Origin of the sequence: Paenibacillus sp. FSL E2-0177, from assembly GCF_037992975.1 — a bacterium.
Taxonomy (GTDB): domain Bacteria; phylum Bacillota; class Bacilli; order Paenibacillales; family Paenibacillaceae; genus Paenibacillus_AQ; species Paenibacillus_AQ odorifer.
In genome coordinates this window covers 1,330,223-1,350,999 of sequence record NZ_CP150307.1, presented here as the reverse complement: position 1 = coordinate 1,350,999, position 20,777 = coordinate 1,330,223, and the positions used below count along the sequence as shown (strand labels likewise).

Here is a 20,777-nt window from a genome sequence, read left to right as displayed (position 1 = left end):
CCGACTCCTTTCCTTCATAAACCGTTTGAGGAAAGGCTTATCCGGCATCACGCTGCCGGATAAGCTAATTGTCCCCTTCACCTAGTTGTCGAAGCTTTAGTTGCCTTTGGAGATGGCTGCGTCATGCTCCTCGGAATACTTCTCTGGCGTCACCGCTTTGCCAAAAAGAGCCTGGATCATATTCAGATGCGTTTCTGCTGCATTGGCACGCATTTGAACATCTGCGAATAAAGTGATGCTGCTAGCTTTGTTCATTTCGTTAAACAAATCGATGTATAGCTGTGGTAGGTCCAGTGTGGCGGTGTCCACCTTCGTAGCTGGAATAACGCCTGCTCCAGTTACGGATTGCTCTCCCCATTTGGACACGAAATACTCGACGAATAATTTTGCTTCTTCTTTTACCTCAGAGTTCTCAGCAACAAATAATCCTACACCTGGTCCACCTACCCAGCTGTTAATGTCTCCCTTCCCGCCTTCCACTGTCGGGAATTTGAAGAAACCAACACTATTACGGAATTCCAGTGGAATTTCTTCATTGGTTGTGAAGTTTGGCAGATCCCATGATCCCATCATGTACATTGCCGCCTTGCCATTTACGAACTCTGATTTTGCCTCTTCATTTGATAAACCGTTGAATCCCTTAACAAATGCATTGCTGTCTACAAGTGATTGAACCTCTGATGCCGCCTTTACTAATCCTTCATCCATAAATGAGCCTGATCCACTGATCGCACCTGCAAGTGCCTGTTGGCCTGCGATCCGATCAGCCAGATACATATACCAAAGCGATCCTGTCCAGCGATCCTTATTGCCGAGAGCAATCGGTGCAATGCCCCCTTCAGATAGTGTTTTTACAACTTGCTTAAACTGATCGTAGGTTTGTGGAACTTCAAGATTATATTTTTCAAAAATAGCTTTATTGTAGTAGATAGGTGCGATGTTAAACTCAAGTGGAAGCGCATACGTTTTATCGTTAATAGCATAAGCTTCTGTAGTTCCTGCGACGAACTTGTCTTTTAATTCACCATTCAACAAGTCATCTACAGGAGCGAAGAGATTTCCTTCAACGTATGGCTGCAAAAAGCCAGCGGCCCAAGTTACCCCAACGTCTGGCAATTCGTTAGAAGCAGATAATACCTTCAACTTATTTTTGTATTGCTCGTTGTCCAGAACCTCTTGCTTGATCACAACATTGGGATGCTCTGTTTGATATTCTTTAATGATTTGATTAACAATTTTATTTTGTCCGGCAGAAACACCTTCTGGCCATAAATGCATGAAGTTAACGGTGACTTTGTCGCTTCCCCCATTTGCACTACCTTTAGATTCACCTGCATTGTTATCTTTTTGACCACAACCAGCTGTGACAAGAACGAGGCACATCGTTAAGAACAATATTGTCCATTTTTTATTGCGCACGCTTACAACCCCTTTTCTATTGTTGTCTAGCGGCCTTGTAACCGCTTAACTAAATTGTAGCTTGGATCCCATGATGTCGTAAGGTCATAAGGATTGGGACTAATACCACTATTATTGGATTCTTTCCTCCGTGGTCATGACGTTCTGCCGGTATTGCCCTGGACTAACATTTTCGAGTGCACGAAATACCTTCACAAAATATTTGGCAGTCTGATAGCCTACTTGTTCCGCGATTTCAGCAATGGACAGCCGGGTGCTCACCAGTAGTTCTTTGGCTCGTTGTACTCTCCTTCTCGTTACATATTCACTGTAAGTCAGTCCCGTCTGCTCTTTGAAAAGGACGCTGAAATAGCTGGCATTCATGTGTAATTGATCCGCTATATCACGCATGGATATCGATTCGTGAAGATGTTCGTCTAAGTATTGGAGTGCCTCACGCACTTGAGTGCTATACACTTTCTCCTGCTGTACCGTTTCCATAAGCTTGGGATCGATCAGCTTCTCCATTTGTTCGATTCGATAAATATCATCCTTGCGTTTCAATGCTAATTCCACTGCTCGGACCAGCTTCGTTTTGTCGAGTGGCTTCAGTAAATATTCAACTACACCAAACTGCAAGGCTTTCTGTGCATAGTCAAATTCAGGATGCCCGGAGATCACAATAACCACTGGAGAATGAGGCATTTCGTTCAGCTTTTCAACTAATTCTAGCCCTCCAATCTCAGGCATGCGCACATCGGTAATAAGTAGATTAACTTCGTTATTTTGCAGCCATGCCAGTGCCTCAACACCGCTTGCTGCGGTTTCGATGCGATATTGACCGGATGACCAGGCTTCTAATGTTTTACGAACCCCTTCTCTTGTTCTCGGTTCATCATCTACGATGAGTATAGTTTTCACGTGTTTTTCCCCTCTCCAGGTTCATTCGGTATTTCAAAAGAGATGCTAGTTCCATAACCTTCTTCACTTCGTATTTCAAGCCCGTCCGTATTGTCTACGTAACTGAGTTTCAGTCTCCGCTCTATATTAGCAATACCAATCCCAGTCCCTTTGGAAGACCTCATGCTCCCCTTTTCCATAGTGTGATAGATAGACGATATCTTTGCTGCATCCATCCCTGGACCATCGTCAGTTACCGTAACCAATGTATATCCCGGACGACTTGAGGGTCTGACAATTAGCATGACTGTCCCCGGTCCAACCCTTTGCTCTACGCCATGAAGAATCGCATTTTCGACAAGAGGCTGGATTAACAGCTTCGGTAGCGGAACACTTCGGCAAGCTTCATCTGACTCAATCCGCCAGGATAACCTGTCGAGCATACGCATCTCCATAATCTTCAAATATCTTTCGGCATGGTCGAGCTCATCGCCGATAGTCACCCATTCATCATCATCAGTTCGATTGATGACATAACGAAAAAGCCCCGACATATCAACCACAATTTGAGCTAATTCCTCCTCACCTTTTTCATCGAGGGCCCAGTAGAATGCTTCTAATGTGTTAAATAGAAAGTGCGGATTGATTTGAGCCTGAAGTGCCTTTAATTCTGTGCGACTCTGGACGATCTCCTTCTGATAGACGACTTCAATTAGTTCATTCAGAGAGTGAACCATCTGGTTGTAAGTATTATTGAGCTCATTGATCTCCATAGTGGTAGAAGTGACTGAAATCGGTTTCAAGGTTCCAAATCGTGAACCGCGCATCACTTTTATCAAATTCAGTATGGGCCGTGTAATCATCGTGGATAAAATAAAAGTAAAGATGAGAAACAATAAACTGCCAACAACACCGGATACGATGATCGCTGTACGAAGGACAGATATCCCCTCTGTCGTATAGTCAACTGGAGTGAGGATTACTAGCCTCCAGCCTGTTGCCTTGGACTGCTTCTGAATTACAATGTAGTCTTCTCCGCCAACCTCAACCTTTTCTCCTCCATGATCCAGTATCTTATTTGCATTGACATTTACGGAAAAATCGGAAGAAATTTGCCGTCCCGCTTCATCAAATAATCTCATTAATTCACGCGTTTCCGCCTGTGAGCTGTCCACCTCATCCGTAAGCTGGAAGTAACTTTTCTCAATTTGAACCATAATATAGCCAGCTTTCGTGAATGAATGATCAATCAGCCTAATATTACGAATCGCAATGACGATATCCGAATTCCGCGGGTCAAGTCCAAACCATACGAGACGTCCTTTGCCCTCGTCCACCCGGCTGATCCATTCTTCGGATACTCGATTGTTCAGGCTGGCGTCATCAACCGAAAGTAATTTCTGATAATCACCTGCATACAGCTCAATGGAACGAATCCCTGTCGCATACGCCTCATATTTACGTACTTCCTGCTGGATGGTTTGACGTTCGGCGAAGCTGATCGGCTTTCCTTCGGCCTCTTGAGCGAGCAATCGCTGAATGGAGGCGTTGGTTGCCACTTGCGCCGTCAACGTATTAATCTGCCGGATCAGTACATCCAATTTGCCCGTTGCCTGAACTGCAGTCTGTTCAATGTGCTTCTCCGCACTATTGCGTAATAGAACCGAAACTTGCCCGTACATAAAAAAACCAACCGTGGCTAGTACGATCACCATGACAAACATAAAACCCAGGAAAATTTGATTACGCAATGTGTTTAACTGTCCAAACCTCGTCAATCTTTACACTCCCTTCCGCCTGATAGACTTGATTCCTCATCAAAAAAGATGACCCTTAAATCTTCAGGAATCATCTGCAGCTCTAGTTATTTGTTAATTCGGCCTTTGGATTATATGATATCAGTGATTAGTTTCTGAGCCCATATCCATATCGCGTTTTAATTTATCCAAATCAACCAAAAAAAACAATATAGAATATATACTCGTGCCTACCAGAGTTGCACAAAAAAAGCCGTACCTCCGCTGACCCGGGTATACCGGAATAGCAGTGTACGGCTTGTATTTTTAAATGTGGAGGTTCTAATTAAAACTACGGTTGGACACCCATGAACCCTGCAATTTACGCAGCATAATAATTTGTCCAGTATGGTAAGAATCGTGTAGGATAAGGCTCATTACCTCTTCCCCTGGCGCATGACCCGAACCGCCCCAATCATACGCGCCTTCTTCCAACGCTTCAATGATTTCTCTAAGAGCAGCATGCACGTCCTTCAGGTCTGCAACGGCTTTCGCCCATGCTTCTTCTCCTTCAGCTGTTACAGTAAAGGTATCATCGTTGCTTTCAGCATCGGGTTGTTTGGGCAACCCTTTTAGCTTTCGCAGCAAACGCACCTTATAATAAGTTAGATGGTTAACCGTTTCCCAGATAGAATTGGCCGCCCCACCCTCTGGCTTCCAGAGAGCCTGTTTGCTATCCACACCTTCCAGCGCATCGCTAAGCGGCGGAGCCCAATCCTCGATATCCATGCAATAATCCCAATTTTGGAGCAAGACCTCACTGATTTTATTTTGCATGTTCAACCTCCTAAAAATTTGTGTAAACATAAACTTCATGGTGTAGCTTCAAAAAGAACTACTTCAAAGCGAACTAATATGTAACGACTTAAATCATAATATAGTGGTTACAAAAGAAATGTAGCATATTTCCAGATTGTATTCAAGTAACTAGCTAAACTTATTTTTAACTGTTACAATGATTTGTAATGAGCGTTGAATCGGAAAGGATGAACAGACCGTGTTGTGGGAGGATTTCATTAACAGCTACTGGCGGGATTGGCGAACAGGTGATAAGAATAAAGATCGGGACAGGCTCGATGAAGAAGAATGGGTTTTTAAATGGCTGAAGGAGTATTCTCTTTTAGAAACACAGATGCCGAACACGATAGAAATGGCGCAGCTTAAAAAGCTTCGCTCACTACTATGGAACTGGGTACAGGCTATTGTGCAAGGAAACACAGTGTATGGAGAAATGCTTGAACAGCTCAATATCTATTTGGACAAGGGTCCTGTTACACGGCGAATTGTATGGAAAAGCGACGAGCAAGCGGAAATAAAGCTGTTGCCAATCCATAGCGGTTGGGATCAGGTGATGGCGGAGATTGCGGCGTCTTTTGCCGTAGCATTGCTTGAAAAAGAACCCACAAGATTCCGCATCTGCGAGAATCCCGATTGCCTCTGGGTCTATTATGATGATACACGCAACCGCTCCAAGCGGTACTGCGATGACAAAGCTTGTGGCAACCTTATGAAGGTGCGGCGCTTCCGGGCGCGGAAGAAGGCTGAGTCTGAGGGGGAATAGAGTCTATAGGCTAATAGTTTATATTAAAACTCTTATACTTAATGTAAGCTTGTTCCGTGTAGGAAGAATAAACTTGAGGTTATTAGCGCAGTGTGAATTACGTACATTTTTCACTCTCTATGCATCCATTAGAGCCTATGGTTAAGCTGGTAGTGAGGGAGGCGTGATCCAACCCACTGTCAGATCCCCCTCGTGATAGCTTTCAATGATAATTCCTTTATCCATATTTATAATCCATGTATCAAATCCAACAGCAATAACATCATTGAAGTTATTTATAATATTATTTAAATTAGTTTCCACTACCGGAAGATTGATCTCATTCCACACAATAAAATAGTTATCACGCAATAAAATAGATTCTATGTCTTTCAATTCTTCCGGCGTGTTAAAGGATTTCTTTTGATCAATAGATTCCCAGTCAATCCGCGCCCACTGTGTGAAATTAACTATACTCTCCATCATAGATACAATCTCGGACGACTTTTCTAAACTATATATTCTTGTGTTGGGACCTAAAGCTTCGATACACTCACTGTAAAGAGAACCTAGTGGGTTTTCTATTTTCACTCTTTTTTTCAGTTGCTCCATACGTAATAGCCGTGCTTGTTTATCACTCACTTTCTCACAACCTTTAACTCATCCTATTTTTTAGCGAAAAAAACCTGGCCTTCTCTAGATAGTTTTGTGCACGGAGCTTTATGAACTCGTAAAATAACTGCATTTCATACACTTATTCCGCATCCAAAGGGGATCATCAGGACTTTAATTGTATTCTGTACACTTAAAAACTATAAAATGTGCCCATAGAGTAATAAATCACAAAAATAGATGTACGAAATACAGTTATATCCTTTGGCGGGTTATTTGCAGGATTATAGTTGTACAAAATACAGTTAAAAGCTTCTGCACATCGCTCTCCTTGGCTCTTAATCCCCAACAACCCCAATATCCCTCCACCCGATCATGATCTCTTCAGCAATCTCATTCCCAATCTTCACTTCTTTTGTCGCAACAGATTGCCCACCCACTTTGTGGTAGAAATGAATCGCGGGATTTCCTGTTACCACCCAAGTCATGAACGAGCTATAATTTTTCTCCAATAAATTCTGTGCTACGCTTCTTATGAGTTGCCTTCCAAGACCCCTTCCTTGCTGTTCCTTAAGCAAATAGAGTGCATATAGCTCCGCATCATAGAGATCAGAGAGATCTGACCCTCTTCGCGTTCCTCCATTTGCAAAACCAATAATCGTCCCAGCCCCATCTTCGGCCACATACATAACCTCGTCTTTATTGGGGTTTTCAAAATTCCGAATCCAGAGCTTTCTTCTTGCTTCCACGGTGATTTTATCGAGAAACTCGTCCGAAATTAGCCCTCTGTACGTGGTTTTCCAACTCGCAGCGTGGACAAAAGCGATCCCGTCTATATCACTAGCTGTTGCTTCTCTAATCTTCAATTTATTTCCCCCTCAGATTTCCGATAAAAGCTTCAGCTAGTCCAAGATTGACAGTACTTGCTTATGAATAGTAACTATTTAAGGATTCTCTAAAGACATTAATGGGCTCTTTATAATCAATAGGTTTATATATAATAGTGTTCAACCACTTATTCCTCTCAAGCAAGCTGCTGAAATCACTTTGAGCTACCGAATTGTATAGTGTTATTTCATTCATTGTTCCAAGTACACTTTTATTATTTGTACGGGATATAGTGATTTCTCCGGCCTCTAATAAATACTGATTTATGAGCTGCTTCTTAAAACCCTCCTGCAATAAATACTCCTTAAGTTCTATTTTGAACTTTTCAACCAATTTATCAGCTTGACCACTTCTTATTCCATCCAATAATATACATAACCGGCTTGCATCATGTACAAATAAAATATGTTTTTTTCTGAGCTGCATAATATTCACATGCCAACTAAAAAAGGAGGAGATGTCTTCTACTTCTACTGGAGCTACTTTCATATCTTTTAATAATTTCTGAGTATATCTTAGTACTAACATCGCTGACACGCTCCTTTGTCTTCACCCTGCCTATTAGTCTCAATAGTCCTTCTACCTCAATTTACCCTTGCAGTGCCTTTCGCACGCTTAATATATATTTCGCCTGATCAAGTGGGTTCACGCCCCGGCGGGTGCGCTCAGCAGATACGTCTGGTGGACATTCTTCATAGCCGGCAAAAAAAGAAGTAAACGTGCTGCGCCCCTTCGTGTAGGAGCTTAAGCTGACAGGATAATCGAGTGACGTTGCCAGCGGCAGACGTCCTTCGATAATCATCCGTTCGCCTTGCAGCACGGGAGGCTCGAACGTGCCGCGCATCTGCACGAGGTCGTTCATCACCCGTCCACCATTCTCCTCAGGAACCACGATGCGAACCTGCAGAATCGGCTCCAGAAGCTTAGTGCCTACCCGAGCGAGTCCGTCCATAATTCCCATCGGAGTCGCCACAGCAAAATCCAGCGGATGGGTATGCCATACATGATGCTGTCCCTCGGTCAAGGTCACTTTAAGGTCGGTAACCTCCCAGCCGTGCAAGCCCTGTTGTAGGGCTTCCGGTACACGGCGTGCGGTTTCGCTCTGGTATTGCGGCAGCAGATCGGAACTCCGCACTATCGAATCATAGACTAAACCACTGCCCGGAGGTCCAGGCTCAATCTGAAAGCGTAGAATCGCCCAGCACGGTTTCGGCATCGTATAGGCGATAAAACCTTCCCCTGCACGGGCTGGCGTTTCTTTATAAATGACAGAAGGCTGACCGAAAGTAACCTTCAGCGCATATCGCTCCTCCAGAACACTGTTCAGAATCTCCAGCTGAATCGGTCCCATTACTTTGATATGTAGCTCCCGCTCATCCTGCAGCCACTGCGCATCCAAAAGCGGATCTTCATCCGCCAGCTCCTGCAGCGCCCCGATAACCTTATGGTCATCCATATCTGGCTCCCAGAATACACGCACCGTTAGCAGAGGTACAGCCAGCTTCGCCTCCTCCGGAATGGCCCCCGGATGGCCGAGCACATCTCCGATGCGCACCCCGGAAAGACCATAGATAACAGCAATATCTCCCGCTTCAAGCGCTCCGACATCCTCGGTCCGACCACCTTCGACCTTGCGGATCTGGGTCACTTTTCCCTGAATATCCTGCGTATAATTCATCAGCGTATCGCGGTTACGGATCGTCCCTTCATACAGGCGGACAAACGCCATCCGTCCCATACTTTTATCACGTTGAATATTGTATACGATGCCTGACACCGGACCCTCCACATTCCCAGCAGCGCGCGGAAAATACTCAACCATCGCATCCAGCAAGGCAGTAATCCCAAGCCCCTTGGCGGCGACGCCATAAACCATCGGAAAAAAGCGACCTGATGAGGAGGCTGTTTTCATATATTTTTTCCATTCAGCCAAATCAATCGGACTACCTGACATATACTTCTCCAACAGCTCTTCGTCCCGTTCAGCTAAAGCCTCTAATAATTCTGTTCGCTTGTTAGCATCAGCTTCATTCTCCCATAAATCTCTTGCTCCTATGTACTCCTTCTCTTTGCCGATGGGTTGCTGAACTGGAATAATATCACTAGACAAATAATTCCGCGCCTCTGCCAGCACAGCTTCAGGGTCAGCACCTACACGATCCATTTTGTTCACAAAAATAAGTGTGGGGATTCCCAGCTTGCGCAGCGCGTTCCAGATCATCTCGCTTTGGGCCTGCACACCCTCCACGGCTGAAAGAACAAGCACCGCACAATCCATCACCCGCAAAGACCGCTCAACTTCGGACAGAAAATCGACGTGCCCCGGGGTATCGACCAGATTAATCTGCACACCTTTCCAAGCAAAAGAAGCCAATGCCGCCCGTACGGATATCCCCCGCTGCCGCTCCACATCCATAGAATCCGTCAATGCCGTCCCCGTATCTACGCTGCCAAGCTCTCGAATGCGACCGCTTTCATACAAAATATGCTCCGTTGTTGTTGTCTTCCCGGCGTCCACATGGGCAAATATCCCCACATTAATCCGTTCTGCTCCCTGCTGCTGAATCATCTATAGTTCCCCTATCATGAGCTAGATTTATCTAAATTTATCTGAATTTATATTATTTACATCCTTATGTTCCATAGTAATATATCCATCCACGTTGTTCCACCCTCCAGTTCAAATGGTTAGATTCAGCTATGCCGGGTATGTAATTACTAAATAAGAAATCTAACGCCGAGGAGGAAATTCATCATGACAGATAAACGTTTACAGGATAAAGTTGCAGTGGTTACAGGTGCTGGTTCCGGTATTGGAAAAGCTACAGCGATACGGTTTGCCCAACAGGGAGCTAAGGTATATATGCTTGACCGCACTCCCGAGGATTCTTATGAAACTAAACGTGAGATTGAATCTATTGGCGGTACAGCAACAGTAATTGAATGCGATGTCTCCAATCCAGGTCTGGTCGAAGAAAGTATTCGTAAGGTTGGGGAGGCGGCCGAGAAGATTGATATTGTTTTTGCCAATGCTGGCATTAATGGTACATGGTCTCCCATCGAAACACTAGAAATCGAAGATTGGGACCAGACACTGAATACCAACCTACGCAGCACCTTTGCCACAGTAAAATACGCCATCCCCCACATGAAAGAAAATGGCGGCAGCATCATTATCACCAGCTCCATTAACGGCAACCGAGTATTCTCGAACATTGGCGCTTCCGCTTACTCATCTTCCAAGGCAGGACAAGTTGCTTTTATGAAAATGGCTGCACTAGAGCTGGCGCAATACGGCATCCGTGTAAATGCCATCTGTCCTGGATCAATCGATACACAAATTGGAGATAATACGTATAAAAGCGATGATCTTCAAGAAGTGAAGATTCCTGTGGAATTTCCGGAAGGTAATCATCCGCTGGAAAATGCACCGGGTAAGCCTGAGCAGGTTGCCAATCTGGTATTATTTCTCGCATCGGATGAATCTTTTCATGTGACGGGAACTGAAATTTATGTAGATGGTGCCGAATCGCTACTGCGTGGATAATATTTTACTTGAACCGTTATAATATTTTAAATTCTATGCAACATTTTGGTCTAATCTACCATCTAAGAGTATGGAGGTGACGCAAATGAAAAAACCATTATTCATAAATAACGCTAAAAAAATGACTATAGCCTGCGGCATTTTGGCAGCGAGTGTGTCTTTTGGGGCATCCGCTTTTGCTTTTTCAGATTTGAAAGGTGATCCTGCGGAAGCAAAAATCAACTCTTTGCATAAAGAGGGGATTATAAACGGAGTAGACAAAGATAAGTTTGCTCCTAAATCTAAAGTAAGCTTTGCGCAAGGGATACAATTCATCGTTGGGGGTCTGAATCTGACTCCGCAACCAGCGGCAGGTAGTAGTTCTTCCAAAGCGAGTGATTATTTTGATAAAGTGAACGACAAGGCCTGGTATGCTTCGGCTTTCCTGACTGCCAAGCAAAATGGCCTTTCACTCGACCGGACAGTGGATCCTAACGGAACAATCACCCGTGCTCAGTTCGCGCACTTATTGACGCAAGCGCTGCAAAGTAAAGGTAACTTCCCTGTTACGCTGATGTATGTAGATATTAAGGATGGCGATAAACTCTCTACTGAGGTTATAAATAGTCTCCAGATTCTGCTGAATACACATATTGCCACACTCGATAAGAACGGTAATTTCCGGCCAAATGATGCTATTACCCGCTCTGAAGCAGCCGCTCTGATCTATGATGCAGCCGCTTTTGCTAAACGTGTAATTGTATCTAATGGCAGTCCCACTACTCCAACCTACGAAACAGAGGTTACGTTGACCAAAGCGGGTGAAGGCGTAAATAAAGCCACCCTTACCGTTAATAATCTACCTAACCCCGGGTATGGGCTGGTGATTGAGCGAATCGAATTTGGTAAAGACAATACAGCTGTGATTTACTTTAACGTGACTGCTCCTGAACCAGGGAAAATGTACGCGCAGGTGATCACAAAAGCATCTGTTGCCACTTATCTGCCAGATGGATACAAAGCTATCGCTCAACCTGTAACTGGCTCCGCCTCTTATTCGTCTAGCGCGGCACAATAATATAAATCGAACTTGAGGGTTTTAGAGTTAAGGGTCAGTCGCAGCTGCGGTGAATATTTGGATTTCCAGCTACCGTTTATGACGGCTGAGATACGGAGAAGCTTATGCTTACGAAGATGGCTTTCCTGTGGAAAGCTATAGGGAGGGCATTATCGCTCTTACAGTTCCAGAGTTCCCCTTCGCCTCTCTTCCTTTCCTCAGGTATCTAAGTTCATTTTTATAAGCAAATAAGGGATGCCTCAAAAGCCATCATATGGCTACTGAAGCATCCCTTGTTTGTTGTTCCTTCGCCCTTTATCCCAACTCCAAACTCTGATTCATTAGGTAACGGATGCAGCCGCTATCGGACTACATAATTGCTATTGTCTTAAAAAACATCCAATATGGGCCTATTTCTAACGAATAGCTGCACTGGGCCCGAACTGTGCTCCAATCGCAATAAATTTGCAAATAACGTCGCTGGGTTCGCAAGCTAACTCAGGCAGAAATGCTGATTACTTGGCAGTAATGATTATCAGACTTCGAGCGATTAGGTCATATTTGTGTGCATGAAGCTACTTGACGGGGATGAACATCAAACTTCGAGCGATTAGATCATATTTGTGTGCATGAAGCTACTTGATGGGGATGAACATCAAACTTCGAGCGATTAGGTCATTTTTGTGTGCATGAAGCTACTTGACGGGGATGAACATCAAACTTCCAGCGATTAGATCATTTTTGTGTGCATAAAGCTACTTGACGGGGATGAACATCAAACTTCGCGAGATTAGATCATATTTGCACGGACGCAGCTGCTATCGGACCCAGATGACCTTATTCGCAGAAAAATGCCAATTTCACGATACTATCGGACTCCACCGTCGCTATTGGCACAAAAAGCACCATAGATATGCCTTTTTCTAATGAATAGCTGCACTGGAGTCCGAAACTATGCCCTAATCGCTAAAAACACGCGAATAGCGTCATCTGGGTCCGTTAGGCTCAGCGTATATCAATGGATATGAAAATCCGCTAAAGCAGGTAGCCAAAAACAAAATACAGGTCAGCGATGCTCCAATGTTTGCGGTATGCGAACGTAGCAGATGGGTGTGTAGCAGTTAGGTATGCAGTAACTAGGTGTTCAGTAACTAGGTGTGCAGCAGTTAGGTGTGCAGCAACTAGGTGTGCAGCAGTTAGGTGTGCAACAGATGGATTTGCAGCGGATGGGGTTGCAGTAGCTATCGGACCCAGATGACCTTATTCGCAGTATAATCGCACATTTGGACTACTAAAGGACTCCATCGTCGCTATTGGCACAAAAAGCACCATAAATGTGCCTTTTTGTAATGAATAGCTGCACTGGAGTCCGAAACTGTGCTCTAATCGCTAAAAACACGCGAATAACGTCATTTGGGTCCGTAAGGATCAGCGTATACCAACGGACGTGAATAATAAGTTGAAGCAGGCAAACAGCGTCCATAATAGCGCCATCTGAGTCCGTAAGCTAAGGCGTCCATAATAGTATCATCTGGGTCCGTAAGCTAAGGCGTCCATAATAGCATCATCTGGGTCCGTAAGCTAAGGCGTCCATTGATCATGAATAATGCCGACTAATGCATGGTCTTCTCCGATCTTTTCGAAGACTAGACGCAGGCTGCGCCAATCCATTCCCTCGACAGAAGGATCGATGCCAGCAATATGATATTCAACGAAATCATATTGCTCCTTAGGATACACTTCGTTTAAGTTATTGATCGTCGTCCCTTGCCCAAGCCCCTTGTTCACAGCAATTTCGGCCTTCTGAATGAAGTCCGCATCATAAACAAACCGCTTGTAGTAATCTGCAAATGTCAGCTCGATTAAATCACCGGAGCCAGCAAATGTTCGCCAGACTCTTTTGGTAGAGTCATTCATTAATCCTTCTACTTCCTCCCGGGTGAATACAAGATCATTTTTTGTATCCACGTATGCATATGGAGAGAAACGTAGCCCTTTATCCCGATGTACCCATGCCGCTAATTGCTTCATATCCTTGTTTTTAATTGACCTTATAACCGTCGTCGCTGCTTCCTCAACTGATGGCGGTAATCCCTCTAGATCCTGCGGCTGCCCCGTACTTGATGTCTCAGTCTCCTGTGGTGATTCCGTAGTAGCCGCTGACTGTGCAGTTGATGTCTGCTCTGGCGTCTGCTTTTGTGTCTGCTCTGGTGCCTGCTCGGGTATCGGCTTTTGCGTCTGCACTGGCGTCTGCTCTTGTGAATGCTCTGGCGTCTGCTTCGGCTCCGTCCCTGCTTCTGGCGTTCCGCTACATGCTGTAAGCCATAACATTGCTGCTATCAGCGCCAGCCCACCGATTTTTTTTGCGAAGTACATAATATCCCTCCTTAGCTTCGATCCTTCACTCTTTAGACTGATTTGAACAAATGAAGGTTGCAAGCTTATACTAAAACTATCAATCATACAACTCTTATGAGAGGGCGGGGTTACCATTCATTTAACAGAAAAACTTAAAAGCCTTCCCCTAACTCCCGGCGTTTATCTCATGAAGGATAATCTCGGTCATATTATATATGTTGGCAAGGCAAAACAGTTAAAACGGAGAGTCCAATCTTATTTTCAAAACTCAAAATCTCATTCCCCAAAGGTTAAGCAGCTTGTAAGAAATATTAAAGATCTGGAAATCATCCTTACGGATACCGAATTCGAAGCCTTTATGCTGGAATGCAAATTAATTAAAGAGATCAAACCCATGTACAATAAAAAAATGAAAAATCCGCAGGCTTATACCTATATCGTAATAGGAGCGAATGAAAAAATACGTTCGTTAGAGATTACGTATGATCCTGCGGTCAAAGAAGGCACTCAGGTTTTGGGTCCCTATACAAGCAGAAGCACGGTTGAACGGGCAGTACAAGGCATTAAAGAAAGCTCAAAAATCCTTTGCAGCAACCCTAGCTTTAAAAATTCCCTATGCCTAAACCATTCGCTTGGCCTATGCATTGGGATGTGTGCAGGCGGAGATGCCGCTGTTCAATATAATAAAATTATTGATCGGGTCATTGGCTTACTAAACGGCTCAGATTCCAGCATCCTCGAGGAAATGGAGCAACGGATGGCAGTGGCCGCGGAGCACTATGACTTCGAAACCGCCGCCAAATACAGGGATTATATTGGAGCTGTTAGCTTCCTGATTCACAAAGAGAAGGTCATCGAATTCGCTCAAGAGAATCAGAATATTGCTGTTCTTGAGGCCATGAATGAACAGACGCTTAAACTCATTCTGCTCAAGGGCAACCGTATCCTGTCCCATACCAAGCTACAATATGATCAACCGGATATCACCCACCTGCAAGCGGCAATAAAGTCAGCGATTATGACCACTTTTCACAGTGAACCCAATCAGACCCCGGCAGCGATCGGCCGCCATGAAATTGACGAAGCACAAATAATATACAGCTATTTAAAAAGCAGCTCCTGCAGCTATATCATCATTCAAGAGGATTGGCTTGCAGCTGAGCAACGTTCCAATATGGAGGCTTCGGTAAATGAGCTGTTGCAGATTTTTTTAAATGCGGTTCCTTCTCATTCCTATAATTAAAAAGATTTCGTAACTGCGGTAAATGTTTGGACTTCCGGCTGATTATAGTAAACGGCGGCCTGCCTTTGCAGGCTGCATTTTTCGGTTTTGCTTCTTCAACAATCTTTTATAGCGTTTCTGAGTGTAAAGCACCTCACCCGCCTCCATTACCGTTTCCTTCGCCTCATTAACAACCAGCTTAGTTTCCTCCACACATTCCTTCATACGATTGATCTCCGATTTGAATCCCTCAGACCTGTCCTTCGCCAGCTCCAACGTGATCTGAATGTTTCCCTTCATCTCATCTATAGGTTCTTTCAACCCCTCTACTGATTGCTTAACTCCGTCAAGGGATTGCTTCAGGCCATTCACACTATTTTTTAATTCTTTCAATGGATTTCCCACATCTATCTCCTCCTAGTAATAAGCCATTAGTTCAACTGTTACTCTAAACTTACCCAAAGAGTGCACGTCCTTCACTTCTATAATGACAAAAAGGGTTCCAGCTGAAAATAATCAACAAGAAGCCAGTCCCCAATAATGGAGACTGGCTTCTTGTTGTCGTTCTTTGAGGATCCCTGCGATCTGTCTACTTTACGCTTCCCGCCTCAACACGCGGCGGACGCATCGTCAAGCTGACCCGGCCCTTCTTCAGGTCAACCCCCATCACCCAGACGGTAACATTGTCTCCTACGGAGACAACGTCCATCGGGTGCTTCACAAAGCTGCCGCTGAGCTGGGAAATATGCACCAGCCCATCGTTTTTGATGCCGATATCGACGAATGCGCCGAAATCGATAACGTTGCGGACGGTTCCCTGCATTTCCATGCCAGGAACCAGGTCCTCGATCTTCAGCACATCGGTGCGGAAGATCGGCAGCGGCAGCTCCTCGCGCGGATCGCGGCCCGGACGCTGCAAGCTCTCCAGGATGTCGCGCAGCGTAGGCACGCCGACATCCAGCTTCACAGCCAGCTCCTCGGCATTTTGCACCTCAAGCTGTGAGGCCACTTCTTTGCTGCCAAGCTTATTCACATCGAGGCTTAGCTCACGGAACAAACGATCCACCACCGGATAGGACTCGGGGTGAATAGGCGTGCGGTCCAAGGTGTTGTCTCCACCCGGAATCCGGAGAAAGCCGATACATTGCTCATAGGACTTGGCACCTAGACGAGGTACCTTTTGCAGCTGCTTCCGAGTCGTGAACTTGCCGTTCTCTTCCCGGAATTTAACGATATTCTTAGCAATTGTTCCATTAACCCCTGCTACATAAGAGAGCAAGGCAGGAGATGCCGTGTTCACATCCACGCCAACATGGTTTACCGCTGATTCCACGACGGCTTTAAGACTCTCCTCCAGATGCTTTTGGGAGACGTCATGCTGGTACTGTCCCACACCAATAGCTTTCGGATCGATTTTCACCAGCTCCGCCAGCGGGTCTTGCACACGACGGGCGATAGAAGCCGCGCTGCGCTCCGCTACATCCAGATCCGGGAATTCCTCCTGCGCCAGCTTGGAAGCCGAATAGACACTCGCTCCCGCTTCATTAACGATCAGGTACGCCAGCTCTGGATTGCCAATCTCGGCAATCACTTCTGCTGTAAACTGCTCCGTTTCACGCGAGCCTGTACCATTGCCGATTACGATGAGCTGAATGCCGTACTTAGCAATCAACTCTTTGAACTTAGCAGCAGCTTCGAGCTTCTTGTTGTTCGGCGGCGTCGGATAGGTCACAGCTACCTCTAGCAGCTTACCTGTATCGTCTACAACAGCCAGCTTACAGCCAGTACGGTATGCAGGGTCAACACCCAGCACACAACGTCCCTTTACTGGCGGTTGCAGCAGCAGGCTACGTAGATTGCCAGAGAAGATCGAAATCGCCTGGTTCTCCCCACGTTCGGTCATCTCTCCACGAACTTCACGCTCTACAGAAGGAGCAATCAAACGTTTGTAGGCATCCTCAGTCACTGCTTCCAGCAGTTCCTTCACCGGGGATGGCCCTTTAATGATCTTCCGTGCGATATAGGCATGAATTTTATCAGTGACGACCTCAATGCCTACCTTTAATATATTTTCACGCTCACCACGGTTAATTGCTAGGATGCGGTGAGGTGGCATTTTGTGTACAGGTTCACGGTAACTATAGTAATTTTCGTATACAGATTCTTGTTCTGCATCCTTTGCTTCAGACACAAGAATACCTTGACTTGCTGTATACTGGCGAACCCAAGAGCGGATCGCAGGATCATCTGCTATGTTCTCGGCAATGATATCCAGTGCGCCTTGCAGCGCTTGGTCTGCGCTCTCTACTCCCTTTTCCACATCAATATATTTCGATGCTTCAGTCTGTGGATCCCCTTGTCTTTGCTGCTCCAAGATCCAGTTAGCAAGCGGCTCAAGTCCTTTTTCCTTCGCAACACTAGCCCGCGTCTTACGCTTTTGCTTGAAGGGACGATACAAGTCCTCTACTTCCTGAAGCTTGACCGCATTGATAATTTGCTCATGAAGCTCCTTGGTCAGCTTGCCCTGCTCCTCAATATTGCGTATAACGTCTTTTTTACGTTCGCCTAGATTACGAAGATAACCCAGCCGTTCTTCAATATCACGAAGCGCATTCTCGTCCAGCTCACCCGTCATTTCCTTCCGATATCTGGCGATGAACGGAATGGTATTTCCCTCATCCAGCAGTCCTACCGTAGTGCGTACCTGTTTCAGACTAATGTTCAATTCCTTGGCAATCGCTACGGTTATCAATTCCTGCTCCCGCTGTGCGTTTGCCTCATCCGTAATGACTTCCGTATTGCTGTTATCTACCGCCATTAGTATCCCTCTTCCCGTACACAATCTGCTTATACATATCTTGATCTCATAATTAAAATAGTATCACAGATTCGGCTCTGCACCAAAGACCAGCCCGAATAGCGCGCTTTGTACTGAACCGCTGTGCGATAAAGCGAGGCATGGTAGAGTCGTCAGAGCCCGGATTCGGCGATTACGCCCGCTGTCCCATTCCCCGTTTTCCGGAACTCAGTGACAATACAAAACACAAAGCCAGAACGAGCGCGGCTGCCCCATATGGGAAGTTAATACTAAGATCAAACAAATAACCTGCGACGATAGGCCCAGCAATATTTCCGAGACTTGTATAAGCTGAGTTCATTCCCGCTACGAAACCTTGCTGCGATTCTCCGGCCATTTTGGAAAGCTGTGTGCCTACTGCTGGACGCAGAATATCCATTGCAAAGAACACAATAAAGGTAACCGTAATAATCGCCCAAAAGCCGCTTACAAACAAGGTCAGCAGAATAAACAATGATGAGACTATAAGACAAGTGGAGATCACCTTGTTCTCCCCGAATTTATTCAAGATCCAGCCAAACGCGGACACCTGCACCACCGCACCTGCGATAGAACCAAAGGTAATTACAAAAGCGATATCCTTAGGCGTAAAGCCAAATTTATGGTCCACGAACAATCCGAACACCGTTTCATAATTAGCCAGCCCAAAAGCCATAACAAATACAATAATTAAGCCGAAAAAATACGGTTCGCGATAAGAACGCATCAGCTGCGTCAAGAAGCTTTCCTGATTATTTTTTGATAACGTCGCTTCCTTACGTTTCTCTTCAGATAGAGACTCAGGCAAAATTAAAACTGTAATTAGAGCTGCAACTCCAGCTGCCCCAGCCGCACAGAAAAAGGGTACCCGCATTCCAAGCTCAGCAAGATAACCGCCAATCCCAGGACCAATAATAAAGCCGGTGGTAATGGCTGCATTAATTAGCCCCATTCCTTTAGCTCTCTCTTCAAAAGAAGTCGTGTCCGCTACATAAGCCATAACTGCCGGCATAATTAAAGCAGCTCCTGCACCACCAAGCAATCTCGAAACGAACAAGAGCCAAGGTACATTGGCCAGACCAAAAATCAGCTCCGATATCGCAAACACGATCAAACCTGCTACAATCACCTTTTTTCTACCGATTCTGTCGGATAATCTGCCGGCAAATGGCGATATTAATAATTGGGCAAGCGAGAAGGAGGCGACCAAGAGCCCGACAGTACTTCCGCTGATCCCAAGCTCATTCATGTAGGTTGGCATTATTGGGACTACTAGCCCAATTCCAGTAAAAGCCAGAAAAATATTAAGCATAACAAGCAGCATAGCGCCTCTGTTTCTAAGTAACAATGACATTGTATTAACCCTCCGTGTGTTTAAAGCCAAAACTTCGAATATTATGCATGTTAAGACCGACCATCCGGTCTAAATAATAGTAAAAAAATAACCCTTCCTATTCCGGTGCCTTTGAGAAGCTTCAGCTTCATGTTCCTGAATGTAAAGCTTCTTTTCATGCCCCTCGTTATCTTACCCCGTACGGATCCCTTGTAATAATAAATTTACTGCTTCCCGGTAATATTTTTTTATATCCTCCTGGGTCTTCTCATGAATCGAGAATTCAGAAACTCTTCCAATCCCTTCAAGCATGCCACTCACGATGATTACATAGTTCTCTAAGTCGCCCTTTACCAAATATCCCGTTTCAATACCTTCCTTCAAAAGATCACGACAAGCATGTGAGGCTGCTTCATAAAGAAGTGAAAGCCGCTTGCTAATCTCTTCCGGGTGGCATCTGCTTCTGGAGAATTCCTCGAGCGCATGAATCAATGGATTCTGAAAATCATTTGCGTAGTGTTCGGCTAACGCATAAAATCGTTCTTCGATCCCTACAATTTCCTGTTTCTTATCATCCCACGCTTGCAGCCACTCTAACGTATCCACTTCCACTACAAATAGAAAAAGCTCATCCTTGCTCGGAAAATGGTGATACAGACTGCCTTTACTGACATTCGAGGCTACACAAACTTCATTCATAGTTACGGCAGCATAACCCTTTTGTACAAACAGCTGCGTGGCCTTGCGCACAATTCTTTTTTTAGTTTCTTCTCCGTCTGAGCGTCCTTTGATTCTAAGCACCTCCTAAACCGACCGTACGGTCTAATAATATCAGATCATTTTCAAAAAGTGAAGACCTAACGATTCTTTATTTACTATACGCAAAAACGCACATTAAAAGACGCCCGGATTCGTACCCGAGCGCCAATCTCATGAGTTATCTATAACCTAGGGTGATTAAAAATCAATCAGACCAAGGCTGATTTGCAGCGATTCATCCACCTTTTTCATCGTTTCATCATCAAGGTGGGTGATCTTGTCAGTTAAGCGTTGTTTGTCAATCGTCCTAACCTGTTCCAGCAAAATAACAGAATCTCTGTCAAAGCCATGAGCAGCTGCGTCAATTTCCACATGTGTAGGTAACTTAGCCTTCTGGATTTGGGCTGTGATTGCAGCCACAATTACCGTCGGGCTAAAGCGATTGCCAATATCGTTCTGGATGACCAGAACTGGCCTTACTCCGCCTTGTTCAGAACCTACAACCGGCGAAAGATCAGCAAAAAAAACATCGCCACGTTTAACGATCAATGT

18 protein-coding genes are annotated in these 20,777 nt (G+C 45.1%); 4 read left to right on the top strand and 14 right to left on the bottom strand.

What is annotated here, in order from left to right; translation table 11 throughout:
• Window positions 1–96: 96 nt before the first annotated feature.
• The 4 genes from MHI25_RS05980 to MHI25_RS05965 all read right to left on the bottom strand — a co-directional run bounded on the left by MHI25_RS05980 (window position 97) and on the right by MHI25_RS05965 (window position 4,871).
• The gene (locus MHI25_RS05980; RefSeq protein ID WP_076100035.1) at window positions 97–1,419 is read right to left on the bottom strand and encodes an extracellular solute-binding protein; all 1,323 of its coding nucleotides are present in this window, start codon (window positions 1,417–1,419) and stop codon (window positions 97–99) included.
• Between the two features lie 111 nt (window positions 1,420–1,530).
• Entirely contained in the window at window positions 1,531–2,319 is a 789-nt protein-coding gene (locus MHI25_RS05975) for a response regulator (protein ID WP_339246747.1), read from the bottom strand.
• Window positions 2,316–4,076 carry a sensor histidine kinase gene (locus MHI25_RS05970; protein WP_038569068.1) on the bottom strand — a complete coding sequence of 587 codons (1,761 nt, stop codon included), beginning with the start codon at window positions 4,074–4,076 and terminating at the stop codon, window positions 2,316–2,318. The genes MHI25_RS05975 and MHI25_RS05970 overlap by 4 nt, the downstream gene beginning before the upstream one ends.
• A gap of 300 nt (window positions 4,077–4,376) precedes the next feature.
• Window positions 4,377–4,871 (bottom strand): DinB family protein, encoded by a 495-nt coding sequence (locus tag MHI25_RS05965; protein WP_036686798.1) that lies wholly within the window; start codon window positions 4,869–4,871, stop codon window positions 4,377–4,379.
• Between the two features lie 220 nt (window positions 4,872–5,091).
• Between MHI25_RS05965 and MHI25_RS05960 the strand changes: the two genes are divergently transcribed.
• A complete protein-coding gene (locus tag MHI25_RS05960) occupies window positions 5,092–5,655 on the top strand; it encodes a CGNR zinc finger domain-containing protein (protein ID WP_340395112.1) in 564 nt (187 codons plus the stop codon).
• A gap of 141 nt (window positions 5,656–5,796) precedes the next feature.
• Here the strand turns inward: MHI25_RS05960 and MHI25_RS05955 are convergent, their stop codons facing one another.
• The 4 genes from MHI25_RS05955 to MHI25_RS05940 all read right to left on the bottom strand — a co-directional run bounded on the left by MHI25_RS05955 (window position 5,797) and on the right by MHI25_RS05940 (window position 9,703).
• Window positions 5,797–6,276, bottom strand: a complete 480-nt coding sequence (locus MHI25_RS05955; protein ID WP_339171874.1) for a hypothetical protein — start codon at window positions 6,274–6,276, stop codon at window positions 5,797–5,799.
• 308 nt (window positions 6,277–6,584) lie between these two features.
• Window positions 6,585–7,112, bottom strand: coding sequence for a GNAT family N-acetyltransferase (locus tag MHI25_RS05950; protein ID WP_340395111.1), 528 nt, complete (start codon window positions 7,110–7,112; stop codon window positions 6,585–6,587).
• Between the two features lie 61 nt (window positions 7,113–7,173).
• Window positions 7,174–7,662, bottom strand: a complete 489-nt coding sequence (locus MHI25_RS05945; protein WP_076282041.1) for a hypothetical protein — start codon at window positions 7,660–7,662, stop codon at window positions 7,174–7,176.
• A gap of 61 nt (window positions 7,663–7,723) precedes the next feature.
• The gene (locus MHI25_RS05940) at window positions 7,724–9,703 is read right to left on the bottom strand and encodes a translation factor GTPase family protein (RefSeq protein WP_340395110.1); all 1,980 of its coding nucleotides are present in this window, start codon (window positions 9,701–9,703) and stop codon (window positions 7,724–7,726) included.
• A 186-nt stretch (window positions 9,704–9,889) separates the two neighbouring features.
• Between MHI25_RS05940 and MHI25_RS05935 the strand changes: the two genes are divergently transcribed.
• Both MHI25_RS05935 and MHI25_RS05930 read left to right on the top strand, forming a co-directional pair.
• Window positions 9,890–10,681 carry an SDR family NAD(P)-dependent oxidoreductase gene (locus MHI25_RS05935; protein WP_076129527.1) on the top strand — a complete coding sequence of 264 codons (792 nt, stop codon included), beginning with the start codon at window positions 9,890–9,892 and terminating at the stop codon, window positions 10,679–10,681.
• A gap of 85 nt (window positions 10,682–10,766) precedes the next feature.
• Window positions 10,767–11,738: an S-layer homology domain-containing protein gene (locus MHI25_RS05930; protein WP_076129528.1), complete on the top strand. Its 972-nt coding sequence runs from the start codon at window positions 10,767–10,769 to the stop codon at window positions 11,736–11,738.
• A gap of 1,560 nt (window positions 11,739–13,298) precedes the next feature.
• Here the strand turns inward: MHI25_RS05930 and MHI25_RS05925 are convergent.
• The gene (locus MHI25_RS05925; RefSeq protein WP_076129529.1) at window positions 13,299–14,093 is read right to left on the bottom strand and encodes a hypothetical protein; all 795 of its coding nucleotides are present in this window, start codon (window positions 14,091–14,093) and stop codon (window positions 13,299–13,301) included.
• Between the two features lie 169 nt (window positions 14,094–14,262).
• Between MHI25_RS05925 and MHI25_RS05920 the strand changes: the two genes are divergently transcribed.
• Window positions 14,263–15,318, top strand: coding sequence for a GIY-YIG nuclease family protein (locus MHI25_RS05920; RefSeq protein WP_076129530.1), 1,056 nt, complete (start codon window positions 14,263–14,265; stop codon window positions 15,316–15,318).
• A 42-nt stretch (window positions 15,319–15,360) separates the two neighbouring features.
• On the opposite strand, the gene MHI25_RS05915 is transcribed toward MHI25_RS05920, so the two are convergent.
• The 5 genes from MHI25_RS05915 to MHI25_RS05895 all read right to left on the bottom strand — a co-directional run bounded on the left by MHI25_RS05915 (window position 15,361) and on the right by MHI25_RS05895 (window position 20,774).
• Window positions 15,361–15,702, bottom strand: a complete 342-nt coding sequence (locus MHI25_RS05915; RefSeq protein WP_076129531.1) for a hypothetical protein — start codon at window positions 15,700–15,702, stop codon at window positions 15,361–15,363.
• A 184-nt stretch (window positions 15,703–15,886) separates the two neighbouring features.
• Complete coding sequence (locus tag MHI25_RS05910; RefSeq protein WP_076129532.1) at window positions 15,887–18,115, bottom strand: Tex family protein; 2,229 nt, start codon at window positions 18,113–18,115, stop codon at window positions 15,887–15,889.
• A gap of 172 nt (window positions 18,116–18,287) precedes the next feature.
• Window positions 18,288–19,487, bottom strand: coding sequence for an MFS transporter (locus MHI25_RS05905; RefSeq protein WP_076100052.1), 1,200 nt, complete (start codon window positions 19,485–19,487; stop codon window positions 18,288–18,290).
• Between the two features lie 171 nt (window positions 19,488–19,658).
• Window positions 19,659–20,267, bottom strand: coding sequence for a TetR/AcrR family transcriptional regulator (locus tag MHI25_RS05900; protein ID WP_081383506.1), 609 nt, complete (start codon window positions 20,265–20,267; stop codon window positions 19,659–19,661).
• Between the two features lie 156 nt (window positions 20,268–20,423).
• Window positions 20,424–20,774, bottom strand: a complete 351-nt coding sequence (locus tag MHI25_RS05895; protein ID WP_036686777.1) for a type II toxin-antitoxin system PemK/MazF family toxin — start codon at window positions 20,772–20,774, stop codon at window positions 20,424–20,426.
• Between the last annotated feature and the right edge of the window lie 3 nt (window positions 20,775–20,777).

Coding starts and splice junctions, on each gene's coding strand:
- MHI25_RS05965 (WP_036686798.1), bottom strand. CDS start 4,871: ATGCAAAATAAAATCAGTGAGGTCTTGCTCCAAAATTGGGATTATTGC.
- MHI25_RS05945 (WP_076282041.1), bottom strand. CDS start 7,662: ATGTTAGTACTAAGATATACTCAGAAATTATTAAAAGATATGAAAGTA.
- MHI25_RS05940 (WP_340395110.1), bottom strand. CDS start 9,703: ATGATTCAGCAGCAGGGAGCAGAACGGATTAATGTGGGGATATTTGCC.
- MHI25_RS05935 (WP_076129527.1), top strand. CDS start 9,890: ATGACAGATAAACGTTTACAGGATAAAGTTGCAGTGGTTACAGGTGCT.
- MHI25_RS05930 (WP_076129528.1), top strand. CDS start 10,767: ATGAAAAAACCATTATTCATAAATAACGCTAAAAAAATGACTATAGCC.
- MHI25_RS05925 (WP_076129529.1), bottom strand. CDS start 14,093: ATGTACTTCGCAAAAAAAATCGGTGGGCTGGCGCTGATAGCAGCAATG.
- MHI25_RS05920 (WP_076129530.1), top strand. CDS start 14,263: ATGAAGGATAATCTCGGTCATATTATATATGTTGGCAAGGCAAAACAG.
- MHI25_RS05910 (WP_076129532.1), bottom strand. CDS start 18,115: ATGGCGGTAGATAACAGCAATACGGAAGTCATTACGGATGAGGCAAAC.
- MHI25_RS05905 (WP_076100052.1), bottom strand. CDS start 19,487: ATGTCATTGTTACTTAGAAACAGAGGCGCTATGCTGCTTGTTATGCTT.